The following is a 13,518-nucleotide window of genomic DNA, read 5'->3' as shown; positions in this document are numbered from 1 at the left end:
CCGGCTCTCTGGGCTCGCTGGGCGCTCGGGGCTCTCTGGGCTCTCTGGGCTCTCTGGGGCGACTTGGCTTTTGGCCAAGTCGACCCAGACCTCCCCGACGCCACATTCTCGAATGGCAGAGAGATCCTGAGGCTCGGTCAGCAGGAAGCTGCCGCGCCAGAATGGGTGTCGAACCCAAGAGCCGGCGAGCTTGTGGATGTACATGCCGAGACGAAGCTCGGATACGGGAATGCGTTTTACCAACTTATTTTCCTTTCTGAGTTGGGTGGTTAGGCGTGCGCCGAGGCTGGCACCCAGCGGTAGAGCGGAGGTAAGGTCACGCCAAGATTCTTGGATCAGCCGGAACCGCCGAAATTTCCGTCAGCCGATCAACATGGCTTTGTCTCGCGCTCGGTCGATGCGTTCCTGCATCGCCTGCATGACTTCTTCGTGGGTGTACGACTTGGCGTTGGGGTCGTCGGCCTCTCGGAGAGCTTCCTCGACCTCGCGGGTCATCCGCGCATATTCTTCCGGCCACAGCGCTTGCTCCATGCGCAGCGACGCCTGCCCAAGCAGGTGCAGCAGGCCGAACAGCCGCATGTCATTGGTGGCGACGACGTGCTCTCGAATCCGCTCCTGGATCACCTCGCAGGCCCGATGCGCCTCTGGCGTCGCCGTGCCCTCGTAGCCGGCTGGGAGTTCTGCTTCTTCAGCGATTCGCGCCCAAGCGATAGCCAGCGCCTCGATGGTGGACAGGTTCATTTGCTCATCCACTTGCGCAGCAGACGCTTTTTCAGGGAGGCGCGCTCTTGCGGATTGCGTCCCTTGTGGTTGGCAATGCGATCCGCCGTGGCGGCCTGGCGCTTGATGGGCCAGTAGGAGCGGCCATCCTTACCCATCGACCAGACGTTGCTGACCTGGTTTTCCAGTAGAGGCAGATGGGCGCATAGAGCTTCCGGCGACGCGCTGGCCAGCGCGGTGCGCTCGTGGGTTCGCCAGCGCTGATGCCAGAGTTTCTTGTCCTCGCGCTCGCTACGGCAGGTCGTGTGCCCAACGATGGGCGTTTTGCGGCGGCTGCGGCTCATGATGTGGTTGTCTCCAAGAACATTCAGGACAGGCTTTCTGGGTAGAGCGCCGTCAACCGGGACAGGGTTTCTTGCACTTGTTCCAGCGAGGTCATCAGATGATCAACCTGATCCTGAAGATCCACGGCGAGATCAAATAGCTCAGCCACTCGGCTGCGTGATCTCTCGTTGAACGCGGCCATTGCCAGTTGATGCAGCTTCAACAGGTCGGTGCGCAGTTGCGGAGGTGCGCCGTCTGCGCTGTCATTCAAATCGCCGCGCAGCACGTCCACGGCATCGACTGCACGCAGCAGTGCCGTGGTATCGAAATTCTCGGGAGTCAGTTCGTCCCATTCGTCGTCGGTGATGCGGGCTGCCATCAGGAGGGCTCCGATTAAGCGGTTGCGAGCGTTAGATGCCCGATCGGCTCGGCTGCTGGCCGTACCTTGATTTCGATGTCGTAGCCGAGGCGATTCAGACAATCCATCAGCTTGCGTTCGGATAGATTGGTGAAGTCGCCGCGCATCATGCCCGACACCTTCGGTTGCGGGATGCCCATGCGTTTGGCCGCCGCTTGTTGAGTCAGCCCAAGGGCGCGCATGGCCCTCCTGATCTCGACCACCAGGCCGGTCTTGATCTTGAGCTTTTCAGCGTCAGGCAGTCCAAGGTCGGCAAAGACGTTGCCCGAGCTGCGCTGAACCTCGACGCCTTCAATGATTCGTTTTTGCATTTCGTAGCTCCTGTGCCAATACCTCGGCCACCTTCAGCCGAGCGCGGATGATGTCCATGTCGGCCTTTGGCGTGGCGATTCCGCTCTTGCTCTTCTTCTGGAAGCAGTGCAGGACGAACACCGCTTCCGCAAACTTGACCGTGTATACCGCTCGATAGGTGCCGCCGGCATCGTCTTCGACGACCTCCAGCACGCCGGCACCACCGAACCCCTTGAGCACCTTTGCTGCGTCATCCTGATCGCCTATCTGCGCCAACGAGAGCGCGTAACCGAAACGGCGACGCACGTCGGACGGCAACGCCATCAAATCCTTGTGGCTGCTCGCGATCCATTCGAGCGGTTTTTCTTTGTTTGTCATGACGGAATTTTATACCTGTTCAGGTAATGATGTAAACGCGGCAACCTCAAGGAGGTGTCGTAAAACATTTGTTTTGCGACAGGCTGTCAGCCGCCGCTGTGCTACCTGTGCAACACCCCCTCAAAAATGTACGGAAAACTCTATCGCTATTCACTATTATGCGGAAACCTGTTTTTGATGGTTATCCGCCTATGTTGGTTGGCTACATGCGCGTGTCGTCGGACTCCGACCGCCAGAGCACGGACTTGCAGCGCGACGCGCTGCTCGCCGCCGGCGTCGATCCGCGTCACCTGTTTGAGGATCGTGCCTCTGGCGCGAAGGATGACCGTGCCGGCTTGGCGCGGGCGCTTGAGTTCGTTCGAGCCGGCGATGTGCTGGTGGTGTGGAAACTCGACCGGCTCGGTCGCTCGCTGTCGCACCTGCTCGCCATTGTGACTTCGCTCAAGGACAAGCGGGTGGCGTTCCGCTCGCTGACAGAGAACCTGGACACTACGACGCCCTCGGGCGAATTCCTGTTCCAGGTGTTCGGTGCGCTCGCGCAGTACGAGCGCGCCTTGATTCAGGAGCGCGTCGTCGCGGGCTTGGCCGCCGCACGCAAACGCGGCCGGATCGGCGGCCGGCCGCAGGCGATCACTGGTGAGAAGCTGGACGCCATCGTCGCCGCGCTCGATGGCGGCATGTCTAAGGCGGCGGTGTGCCGCAACTTCAATGTCAAGCGCACTACGTTGATCGAAACATTGACGCGAGCAGGTTGGCGTGGTGCGGGAAGGACGGTCGATGAGCAACAAGAATAAGCTACTCACCGTCTTTTCTGACGCAGAGCAGGAAGCCTTGTACCGCCTACCGGACTTCGACGATGCTCAGCGGCTGGAATACCTGGCGTTGGCCGAATCTGAACTGGCGTTCGCCAGCAGCCGGCCTAGCCTGCAGGCCCAAGTCTATTGCGTCTTGCAGATCGGCTACTTCAAGGCCAAGCATGCTTTCTTCCGCTTCGATTGGCATGAGGTCGAGGACGATTGCGCCTTCGTGCTGAGTCGCTATTTCCACGGCGAAGCGTTCGAACGCAAGGCGATCACCAAGCATGAGCACTACAGCCAGAGGGGTCAGATCGCCGAACTGTTCGGCTACCGGTCGTGGGCGGCTAGCTTCCTGCCGCAACTGGCACAGCAGGCTGAACAGATCGTGCGGCGCGACGTAATGCCAGGATTCGTGGCCGCCGAACTGATCGTTTGGCTCAGCGAGCACAAAATCATCCGGCCCGGCCACACCACCTTACAAGAGCTGGTCAGTGAAGCCCTGTCCACCGAACGCAGGCGCTTGGGCGGCTTGCTGGCAGAAGTGTTGGACGAATCGGCCAAAGCTGCGCTGGGCCAGCTCCTGGTGCGTGACGACACCCTGTCTCAACTGGCAGCGCTCAAGCAGGACGCTAAAGATTTCGGCTGGCGTCAGATGGCAGGGGAGCGCGAGAAGCGCGCCACGCTGAAGTCCTTGCACGGGATCGCCAAGGCGCTGCTGCCCAAGCTCGGCATCTCGCAGCAGAACCTGCTGTACTACGCGAGCCTGGCGAACTTCTATACCGTCCATGACCTGCGCCACCTGAAGGCGGAGCAGACCCGGCTCTACCTGCTGTGCTATGCCTGGGTACGTTACCGGCAGCTCACCGACAACCTGGTCGACGCGATGGCCTTCCACATGAAAAAACTTGAGGACGAGAGCCGCACGGGTGCGAAACAGTCCTTTGTCGCCGAACAGCTGCGACGCCATCAGGAAACGCCGCAGGTTGGCCGCCTGCTGTCGCTGTACGTGGACGACAGCGTGGCCGATCCGACGCCGTTCGGCGAGGTGCGCCAACGCGCCTACAAAATCATGTCCAGGGAATTGCTGCAAAACACGGCGCAGCGCATGAGCGTCAAGCCACTGAACAAACTGGCGCTGCACTGGCAGGCGGTGGACGGCCTGGCCGAACGCATTCGACGCCATCTACGGCCGCTGTACGTCGCGCTCGACTTCGCCGGCACGGCCCCCGATAACCCATGGCTCGCGGCGCTGACTTGGGCCAAGAGCGTGTTCGCCAAGCAGCAGCGCCTATCACAACGGCCACTCGACGAATGTCCGGCGGCAACGCTGCCGAAACGCTTGCGTCCGTACCTGCTGATGTTCGATGCCGAAGGCACGCCGACAGGCCTGCATGCCGATCGTTACGAATTCTGGCTTTACCGTCAGGTCAGGAAACGCTTCCAGGCGGGCGAGCTCTACATTGACGATAGCTTGCAGCACCGGCATTTGTCCGACGAGTTGGTTTCGATGGACGAGAAAGCCGCCGTGCTCGCGCAGATGGACATCCCCTTCCTGCGGCAGCCGGTCAGTGCCCAGCTCGATGCACTGGCGGCCGAGTTGCGTGCGCAATGGGTGGCGTTCAATCGCGAGCTGAAACAGGGCAAGCTGACGCACCTGGAATACGACAAGGACACGCAGAGACTGACCTGGCGCAAGCCCAAGGGGGAGAACCAGAAGGCGCGCGAGCAAGCTCTCTACGAGCAACTGCCATACTGCGATGTCGCCGACGTGTTTCGCTTCGTCAACGGCCAGTGCCAGTTCCTGTCGGCGCTGACACCATTGCAGCCACGCTATGCGAAGAAGGTAGCCGACGCCGACAGTCTGATGGCGGTGATCATTGCCCAAGCCATGAACCACGGCAACCAGGTTATGGCACGTACCAGCGACATCCCGTACCACGTCCTGGAGAGTACCTACCAGCAGTACCTGCGCCAGGCGACGCTACATGTGGCCAACGATTGCATCAGCAACGCCATCGCCGCACTGCCGATCTTCCCGCATTACTCGTTCGACCTCGATTCGTTGTACGGTGCCGTTGATGGGCAGAAATTCGGCGTCGAGCGACCAACTGTGAAGGCGCGCTACTCGCGCAAATATTTCGGCCGCGGCAAGGGCGTCGTCGCCTACACGCTGCTGTGCAATCACGTGCCGTTGAACGGCTACCTGATAGGCGCACACGAGTACGAGGCTCACCACGTGTTCGACATCTGGTACCGCAACACGTCGGACATCGTGCCGAGCGCGATCACCGGCGACATGCACAGCATCAACAAGGCCAACTTCGCCATCCTGCACTGGTTCGGACTTCGTTTCGAGCCGCGCTTCACCGACCTCGACGACCAGTTGCAGGAGCTGTATTGCGCCGATGATCTGGCATTGTACGAGAAATGCCTGATCCGGCCGGCTGGCCAGATCGACCGGCAACTCATCGTCGGTGAGAAGGCGAACATCGACCGAATCGTCGCCACACTGGGCCTGAAGGAAATGACGCAGGGCACGCTGATCCGCAAGCTGTGCACCTATACGGCGCCGAACCCGACGCGGCGCGCAATCTTCGAGTTCGACAAGCTCATCCGCAGTATCTACACACTGCGCTACCTGCGCGACCCGCAACTGGAGCGTAATGTTCACCGCTCGCAGAACCGCATTGAGTCCTATCACCAGCTACGCTCGACCATCGCCCAAGTCGGTGGGAAGAAGGAATTGACCGGCCGCACCGACATCGAAATCGAGATCAGCAACCAGTGCGCCAGGCTGATCGGCAACGCGATCATCTTCTACAACTCGGCGATCCTGTCCCTGCTGCTGACGAAGTACGAGGCAGCTGGCAATGCCAAGGCGCTGGCGTTGATCACGCAGATGTCGCCAGCGGCCTGGCGGCACATCCTGCTGAACGGGCATTACACCTTCCAGACTGACGGCAAGTTCATCGACCTGGATGCGCTCGTGGCGGGACTGGAGCTGGGCTGACGGAAATTTCTGGGATTCCGGCGTACAACCCCTATGAGGTCATCGATTTGCCTGATGGCCGCTTCAATCAGCGCAAGGCGATGATGGATTCGCTGGCCAAGACCGTCACGGCCGCGTTTGAAAAGGCCCGGCGCTAGCCATGGTTCGCTAAGTCATTGAAAACCCAGCCAACCTTGGCTCGCGAAAACCTTAGCGTACGAATTTTCCCGAATTCTGCGGGCTCCCGTACTTATCGCTCCAGGGTTACCGGGGCCTGCGGGGCAATGTTCACCTTGAGTTCAAAGATGTCCGGCCGGGCATAATGGCCGACGACATCAAAGTCCAAGTTGGCTTGGCTAAGCAGATCCATATTGAGGTCTGCATAGATTTCTGTCTCGCAGTCGAACACCGGCCCTGCCAGTACTTCTCCGAGCGGACTTACAACCATGCTGCCCCCTCGCATCACGTAATCGTCCTCGTTGAACTCCAGGCCGAATGCATCGCGGTGCTGTTGTGGGTATTCACCAAGACGGATTGCCTGGCAGGCTGACAACACATAAACACGCCCTTCAAGAGCAATGTGCACCATGGAGCTGGCCCAGGACGGACGGTCATCTGCTGTCGGGGCGCAGTAGATCTGAACACCCTGGGCATACATGGCCTGGCGTAGTGCTGGCATGTAGTTCTCCCAGCAAATCACGCTCCCCAGGACGCCAAAATCAGTTTCTACAGGCTCGATTGTCGAGCCATCACCGAAGCCCCAAATTAGTCGTTCCTGGCCGGTGGGCATCAGCTTGCGGTGGTAACCGGCAATACCCCGGCCTGGGGCGATGGTGACCGCGGTGCAGTAAAGGGTGCGACCGAAGCGCTCGATTACACCAATCACAGTGGTAACCCCTGTGTGCTCGACACTTTCAGCAAGCAATGCCAGTTCCGGCCCATCCAGCGTCACAGCCCCATCGACATAGCGTTGGTACAGCTCACGCCCGCTGATGCTGCGATTACCCACTACGCTACCGAAAGCTATCCCCTTGGGATATCCGCCAATGAACGCTTCAGGGAATACGGCCAGCCTTGCACCTTGATCTGCTACGCGCCGCAGAATTGTGGAAGCCTTTTCAACGCTGGCTGCAGGATCATAAGGAACAGAGGCGGCCTGGATGACTGCAATTTTGGTCATGAAAAACTCCTGAGGGCAGTAAGAACCTAGAAACGTGTGATGTCGTTGTCGCGGGTTTCCGGCAAGGTCTTCCACAGCACGATGAGGCATGCCAGCGAGACGGCTGCTAGATAGGCGGCAGGGATGTTCGCGTCGCCAGTCTGGCTAATCAGGGCGGCGGCAATGAAGGGGCCTGGGCCTGCGAGTGTCGCCAGGGCCAGGTTGTGACCGAGCGCTGCTCCCGTGGAGCGGATGGACGCTGGAAAGACTTCAACCAGCAGCACCACATCCATCACCGCAGTTACAGCCACAAGTAGTCCCAGAACGATCAATCCTGCGAGGATTGCCACTGGGTTGCCGGTGTTGAGCAGCAGGAAGATTGGATAGGCCAGTACAGAGAGTGCGGCAGCAGCACTGAGCAGCAGCTTGCGTCGCCCGATGCTGTCGCTGAGCCGGCCGATCAGTGGATTGGCAATGACATAGACAACCAGCGCGATGCTGCACAGCCATAGTGCATTGCTTCGTGGTAGCCCAACGGTAGTGACCAGGTGGTTATTGGCGTAGGTGATGAAGTAGTAGAGCGAGACGCCGAACAGCGCTGAGAAGGCGAAAGTAGTGATGAAGGCGCGACGGTGTACAGACTTGCTCGGTGCTTCGAACTGTTGTGAATCGCGTTGACGTACCAGCTCTTCATACACGGGGGTATCACCCAGCTTCCGGCGGATGAAGATGGCGATACCGGTCATCACGATGGAGGCAACGAATGGGATCCGCCAGCCCCAGGACGCCAGTTGCTGGTCATCGAGTGTTGAGGTGAGGCTCGCGGCGGTGAACGTACCAAACAAGAAGGCCAAGCCAGCCGTTCCAGTGATAACGCTGGCTGCCGTCGCGCGGCGGTTGGACGGAGCACTCTCTACGATGTAGATACCTGCGCTAGACCATTCGCCCCCTACCATCATGCCTTGCACGAAACGCATGACGATCAGCAAGACAGGTGCAGCGATACCGATTGCCTCATAGGTGGGCAAAAGTCCGATGATCGTGGTGCACACACCCATACCGAAGACAGTGATGATAAGCACCGCGCGGCGACCGAGGCGGTCACCGATGGGCCCCAGAATCAATGCTCCAAATGGTCGCGATACGAAGCCTACGGCGAACACTGCCAGCGACGACAGCAGCGATACACCTGGGGCGCTAGAGGGGAAGAACAACATACCGATCACGGCAGCGAAGTAGCCGTAGATGGCGAAGTCGAACCACTCCATGAAGTTGCCGATACCCACCGCGATTGCACGCTTGCGAATGTCTGACTGCTCACCCTTGGTATGGATACTGCTTGGATTTACTTTTTTATTAATTGCGTCCACGGTGCTCCCCAGCTTTTCTTAGGTGTGTATGGGCAGCAGACTATGAATCCTCTCGGCCGCAGAGCAAACGATTAGAAAATATGAGCCGGATTAGTGTACGTAATATCTCGAGAATTGATCTGAACCTGCTGCTGACGTTCCACTGCCTGATGACCGAGCGCAGTGCCACCCGAGCCTCGGCCATGCTGCATGTGACCCAGGGGGCAGTTAGCTCGGCGTTGCGTCGTTTGCGTGAGCATTTCGGAGATGAGCTCTTTATCCGCACCGCTTCCGGAATGCAGCCAACCCGTAGGGCGATGGAGCTGGCGCCGAAGATCGCCGAGGCCCTTACGTCTATCTCAGGCGTGCTTGGGGCAGAGCCGGATTTCTCCGCACACGACTCGAGCTACATTTTCAACATCGGTCTGTCCGATGATATTGAGGCCTATCTCGCTCCGCGGATCGTTAACGCCGCAGCGGATCAGGGGCTGGGAGTGAGCTTTTCGTTCCATCAGAGCAACAGCTCACTGTGGAAACAGTCGCTACAAGATCCGGACATGGATCTAGTGATTTGCAGCGAGCCGAAAGACTTCAGCAGCGGGTATTCATCCAAGGTGCTGTTTTCCTCGTCATACTCCTGCTTGTACCTGCCTGGCGCAGACAACGCAGGCACACCTATCGGCCTGGAGGAGTACTTCGAGGCAAGCCATGTGCGAGTTTCCTATGACGGCCGCCGCGGCTTTATCGACGACATGTTCGAAGCGGCGGGCTATTCGAGGCGTGTTATAGCCTCATTCACCCACTTCAGTGGCGCGCTCACCACGTTGATCAGCAGCGGCGCGATAGCCACAATTCCCACGTTCGCCGCCGAGAGCTATTCGGCCATGACTCGGCTAAGTATTTGTCCGGCGCCGATTCCGGTTCCATCATTTCGATGCTTCATGGTTTGGGACATTGCCAAGAACAGTAAGCCTCAGCACGAATGGCTGCGGCTATTCATCGGGCAGCTGACACAGAAGCTTGCTTAGACTTGGTCGCAGGTAGCCAGGAGTTACGGGAAAAAGGGGGCGGATTTATTGGAATCATCGACCGCTTCTGACCGATTTGTGCCGGTCGTCAAGGACCGCTTCGGATCACTCTCAACCGGATCGCGGGCCAGCTGATTTGCTAAAAACCCGCGCCAAACTCAACGAAGGATTTCGCATGATCCGTTTTTTTTGGTTCTTCGCGGAGTCTGGGGGAAGAGCGAGTTGACAGTCAGGGAAGCAGGTAAATTGGCAGTCGCCAAACACACCCTTCACCTGTCCCTGCTGTCGCCGTGCATCCTATTGATCTTGCCGCTTTCTGGCCAGGCTACGACGCCGTTACCTGTCGCCCATCTACCGATAACACCCTCCTCATTGAGCTTGAACCTCAAGCCGGCTCTCTTCCTAAGTGCGGGCGTTGTGGCCAGTTCAGCCCGTTGATTCACGATCGCCGGATTCGTCTGGTGCGTGATCGTGATCTGTTCGATCAGCGCGTCCTGCTTCAACTACCAGTGCGCCGAGTCGATTGCCTGAGTTGTGGGCGGGTGACCGAGCGGATCGACTGGTTGGAGCCAGCATCTCGGCTGACCCAGCGGTTACGGATATGGCTCGAAAGCTTGCTGCGGCTGCTGCCGATCAGCCACGTCAGCCAGCTCACCGGCCTGCATTGGCACACCCTCAAAACGCTCGATAAACGACGCCTTCAAGCCGAGGTAGGCAACTTCGATTCAACCGGTGTCCGCCGCCTGGTGATGGACGAGTTCGCCCTGCACAAAGGGCATCGCTATGCCACGGTCATCATGGATGCCGAGCGAACGCGGGTATTGTGGGTCGGCCACGGCAACAGCCGCGAGGCGGTCCGCCCGTTCTTTGAATTGCTCGGCAAGCACTGCCAGCAGATAGAGGCGGTGGCCATGGACATGAACACGGCTTTTGATTTGGAGGTGAAGAAGCATTGCCCGCAAGCCGAAGTGGTGTACGACCTGTTTCACGTCGTCGCGCGCTACGGTCGGGATGTGATCGACCGTATCCGGGTTGACCAGGCCAACCTCCTGCGCGAAGACAAGCCGGCACGAAAGGCGGTCAAGCAAAGCCGCTGGCTGCTGCTGCGCAATCGCAACAACCTGAAGGACGGACAAGCCGTGCAGCTTCAAGAACTACTCGCGGCCAACCAGCCGCTGGCTACGGTCTATGTCCTCAAGGATGCGCTGAAGGATGTCTGGTTCGCCCCCAGCGTACGAGAGGGCTGGCGCCGCTGGCGAACCTGGTTGCGGCACGCCCGGGACAGCGGCCTCGCGCCGCTACAGCGCTTCGCTCGCAACCTGCGCAAATACGCCCGAGGCATCCTCGCCAGTGCCAACTTCCATATGCATACCAGCGTCCTTGAGGGCGTCAACAACCGCATCAAGGTGATCAAGCGTATGGCCTATGGTTTTCGGGACTCGGAATACTTTTTCCTGAAAATCAAGGCTGCCTTCCCCGGGAAAGCGCGATGAACCTTTTTTTTGGCGATCACGCTCGGCCTGATGGTTGGCTGCTCGTCGAGTTCAAGTGCGATCTGATCAGTGAGCGGTAGCGCAAGTGGATCGCCTCAGCCAAGCAGCGTTGTTGCCGGCGGCCGGAAGAAAGCGGCGGGAAAGCCTTGAACTAGTAGCGGAAAGGATGAAACTTTATTTTTACGATTCTCAGCATTTTCCAAGGTTGAGCGAAAATTAGGATGATACTTTAATGATTCCGGCCTCCATCCCCACAAAACGCTTGCAGATGGCAGAATTGAAATAAGTCATTGTTTTAAATGGATTTTTGCAGGAATTGCTACGTTGCAGGGTCCTGTAGTTAGGATGACACTTTATTTTCCTCCCACAACTGGAGCGTGACCGGCGGATCGCCAGAGTAATGGGGCATAGCAACCCATTCGTGACAGGTGAAAGATCCTGGAGTCTCGGTATGCGAGTGAAGGGAGCCGGCACAATGGCACAGGCCATTCGGAGCGAATCAGTTGAACACCAGGTATCTGGTGGATACGCCTCCAGCGGGCTTTCTCCGGTGATTGGCAACCGCAATAGCAATGTTTACCACCTGCCAGTGGGCTGTCCGAGCTACGGAAAGGTCGGAACGCGAAACCGCGTAGAGTTTGCAAGCGCTGCGGACGCCGAAGCCGCGGGATTCAGGCGGGCCGGAAACTGCCGATAGGGGCCATATGTGGCTTGAAGCGCTTTGGTGCTAGGGTTAGCTCCCAGGGCACTTTTCGGGGCGCTACAGCCCGTGCTGAGGAGATGAGTCAAGCGAGGGGGGCTTACTGTGTACCTGGCCGGGTGTATCGTGAAGACCTCCCGGCCGGGCTCGATGATCAATCAACGGTCTGGTGCTGTTTCGTTTTGGTGCTGTGCTGGGCCGGTACCGGCCCAGATTCGGCTGGCGTAGTGGCCAAGGTGTGAGTAATCACCGAGCCGCTTTTGTTTGCCAGGTTCTTTGCCAGAGACTCGCGGACAACCTCCATCGTGAGTATTCGCGAGGTGGCAATCGCAGCTTTGAGGGGCTGGCCAGCTGCAACCAGTACCTCAACCATGTCCAGGGCCGTATTCACGCCGGCTTCGATTCGTTTCTCAACGCCATCAATCATCATCTTGTCTATCTCCATTTCAGGCCGCTAGCGGGATGCAGCGGCCTCAGCGGAGCGTACGCGGTTCAAGAGGGGCTTGAACAGCTCAGATCAATGAGGGATATTCGTGGCGTCCTAATTATTAGGATGCTATTCGTTTAACATAATCCCTATTATGCGAATAACTGATTGATAAATAAGGAAAATCTATTTCCGGCCTGCGGCGTCTTTGACCGACTCTCGGTACGTCGATAGCACCTCAAGCCCATCCGGCGCGCTGGGCTCGTGGGCAACTGATTCCGCACTGGATGAGGCTACGAAAAAGCGCCCCCCAGGGAGTGCCGGTAACCGCTGCTTTACGTCAGGCCGTTTTGCTGATCGTGCGTCTCTATCGAAGTCCTTGAGGCCAACGATTCTTGCAGCAGGTTGCCCGTCAAGTACGAAGAATGGGAGGTTGGCATGGAGCATTGCGTCGTAACGGCTGCGTTCGGAAAACCACAGCATGGCCCGTGGATGCGGAGCGATAGGCTTTGGCACATCCAACACATCGGTTTCAGCCATGTTCGCGATGCTGCGGAGATCGATCCATTGGGGGCTATTTACCACCGGCTCGCCGGTGGCCATAGCCTTTTCATGGGCCTCGGCGAGCAGTACCTCACGGACGTGGCCAACAGTGACACGCTCTTTTCCTGAGGTGTGACCGGCCCAGGTGAATGTGATCTGTCTTGGGGCCGCATCAAACACCTGGATTGCGCGCTTCAGCTGGTTGAGAGAGAAATTTTTCCCCAGGGCCTGGCGCATGATGTGGGAGCGGCGGCTAACGGCGACGTTGCGAAACACGCGCTCAGCCTCGATCGCGTCCACCAGCTCGCTCTTGCAGCGATTCACCGCCCTACCCTCATCGAGTATCGATCCGGAGAGGATAAAGTACCCCGGCAAACGCAGCACGGTACCTGGAGCCTGGCCGAGATCGCGCTCAAATTCGCGTAACGCCTCTACAGCGACCTTGATTGCGTCACTTCCTGTCAGCACCTGGACACTGATTCGAGATGGCGTCCTCTGTTCAGTGAGGAGCGGGATGCGCCATATCATCCCGCCGACAACCAATGCGGGCCACTTCTCATTGAAAGCCCCAACGGTTTCGACCAAGCGCTCGTAAGCGGAAACAATTGCGTCAGTCATTTAGGCATCCTCATAATACCACCCCTTCACTCCGGCTATCCCTTGCGCCCTCCTCCCCCTCCGCTCCATGTTAACCAGAAGCGACGCCGAGGGTGCGAAAGCCATCTCGCGATTGAAGGGGTGGTATTATCGAGTATCCCAAAATCCGCTCACAAAAAACCCGCTCGAGGCGGGCTTTATTTGCTACGTGTCAGCTCAACGAACTCGGACTGCCTCAAGGGACAACAGATCCTCAATGTGATCCGCAGCATCGGCCCGCAAACGGCTCTCCAACCTTTCTCGAC

General features: G+C 58.5%; 14 protein-coding genes. 4 read left to right on the top strand and 10 right to left on the bottom strand.

All coding sequences use genetic code 11. The features are described from left to right. The 6 genes from QMX91_RS00860 to QMX91_RS00835 all read right to left on the bottom strand — a co-directional run. A partial coding sequence (locus tag QMX91_RS00860) for a DUF3391 domain-containing protein (RefSeq protein WP_282412124.1) occupies positions 1-204 on the bottom strand: 204 nt, incomplete at its 3' end. Positions 205-360: 156 nt separating this feature from the next. Then, on the bottom strand, positions 361-741 hold the full coding sequence (locus tag QMX91_RS00855; protein ID WP_001054412.1) for a hypothetical protein: 381 nt from the start codon (positions 739-741) through the stop codon (positions 361-363). After that, on the bottom strand, positions 738-1,064 hold the full coding sequence (locus tag QMX91_RS00850) for a hypothetical protein (RefSeq protein WP_000091614.1): 327 nt from the start codon (positions 1,062-1,064) through the stop codon (positions 738-740). Before QMX91_RS00850 ends, QMX91_RS00855 begins: the two co-directional genes overlap by 4 nt. A gap of 23 nt (positions 1,065-1,087) precedes the next feature. Then, on the bottom strand, positions 1,088-1,423 hold the full coding sequence (locus tag QMX91_RS00845) for a hypothetical protein (RefSeq protein WP_020303034.1): 336 nt from the start codon (positions 1,421-1,423) through the stop codon (positions 1,088-1,090). Positions 1,424-1,437: 14 nt separating this feature from the next. Continuing rightward, on the bottom strand, positions 1,438-1,773 hold the full coding sequence (locus QMX91_RS00840; RefSeq protein ID WP_001172026.1) for a helix-turn-helix transcriptional regulator: 336 nt from the start codon (positions 1,771-1,773) through the stop codon (positions 1,438-1,440). Continuing rightward, positions 1,754-2,131 (bottom strand): type II toxin-antitoxin system RelE/ParE family toxin, encoded by a 378-nt coding sequence (locus QMX91_RS00835; RefSeq protein ID WP_003151133.1) that lies wholly within the window; start codon positions 2,129-2,131, stop codon positions 1,754-1,756. The genes QMX91_RS00840 and QMX91_RS00835 overlap by 20 nt, the downstream gene beginning before the upstream one ends. A 191-nt stretch (positions 2,132-2,322) precedes the next feature. On the opposite strand from QMX91_RS00835, the gene QMX91_RS00830 reads away from it, so the two are divergent. Together QMX91_RS00830 and QMX91_RS00825 are read left to right on the top strand one after the other, a co-directional pair. Then, positions 2,323-2,925, top strand: coding sequence for a recombinase family protein (locus tag QMX91_RS00830; RefSeq protein WP_010465829.1), 603 nt, complete (start codon positions 2,323-2,325; stop codon positions 2,923-2,925). Next, positions 2,909-5,938: a Tn3 family transposase gene (locus QMX91_RS00825; protein ID WP_010465834.1), complete on the top strand. Its 3,030-nt coding sequence runs from the start codon at positions 2,909-2,911 to the stop codon at positions 5,936-5,938. The genes QMX91_RS00830 and QMX91_RS00825 overlap by 17 nt, the downstream gene beginning before the upstream one ends. Positions 5,939-6,167: 229 nt before the next feature. On the opposite strand, the gene QMX91_RS00820 is transcribed toward QMX91_RS00825, so the two are convergent. Continuing rightward, positions 6,168-7,097, bottom strand: coding sequence for a carbon-nitrogen hydrolase family protein (locus QMX91_RS00820; RefSeq protein WP_003464945.1), 930 nt, complete (start codon positions 7,095-7,097; stop codon positions 6,168-6,170). Positions 7,098-7,123: 26 nt separating this feature from the next. Then, positions 7,124-8,446 carry an MFS transporter gene (locus QMX91_RS00815; RefSeq protein ID WP_003464942.1) on the bottom strand — a complete coding sequence of 441 codons (1,323 nt, stop codon included), beginning with the start codon at positions 8,444-8,446 and terminating at the stop codon, positions 7,124-7,126. A gap of 80 nt (positions 8,447-8,526) precedes the next feature. Here QMX91_RS00815 and QMX91_RS00810 point away from each other — a divergent pair, with 80 nt between their 5' ends. Continuing rightward, positions 8,527-9,453: a LysR family transcriptional regulator gene (locus tag QMX91_RS00810; protein WP_003464940.1), complete on the top strand. Its 927-nt coding sequence runs from the start codon at positions 8,527-8,529 to the stop codon at positions 9,451-9,453. Between the two features lie 290 nt (positions 9,454-9,743). Beyond that, the gene (locus QMX91_RS00805) at positions 9,744-10,946 is read left to right on the top strand and encodes an ISL3 family transposase (RefSeq protein ID WP_003464938.1); all 1,203 of its coding nucleotides are present in this window, start codon (positions 9,744-9,746) and stop codon (positions 10,944-10,946) included. Positions 10,947-11,800: 854 nt separating this feature from the next. Here QMX91_RS00805 and QMX91_RS00800 read toward each other — a convergent pair. Both QMX91_RS00800 and QMX91_RS00795 read right to left on the bottom strand, forming a co-directional pair. After that, on the bottom strand, positions 11,801-12,076 hold the full coding sequence (locus QMX91_RS00800; protein WP_086223402.1) for a hypothetical protein: 276 nt from the start codon (positions 12,074-12,076) through the stop codon (positions 11,801-11,803). 183 nt (positions 12,077-12,259) lie between these two features. Beyond that, the gene (locus QMX91_RS00795) at positions 12,260-13,234 is read right to left on the bottom strand and encodes a DNA replication terminus site-binding protein (protein WP_124097830.1); all 975 of its coding nucleotides are present in this window, start codon (positions 13,232-13,234) and stop codon (positions 12,260-12,262) included. Between the last annotated feature and the right edge of the window lie 284 nt (positions 13,235-13,518).

Source organism: Pseudomonas sp. PS01299 (assembly GCF_029960145.1).
Lineage (GTDB): Bacteria > Pseudomonadota > Gammaproteobacteria > Pseudomonadales > Pseudomonadaceae > Aquipseudomonas > Aquipseudomonas putida_A.
The sequence above is the reverse complement of the archived record's forward strand: the minus strand, read 5'-3'. Positions and strand labels throughout refer to the sequence as shown.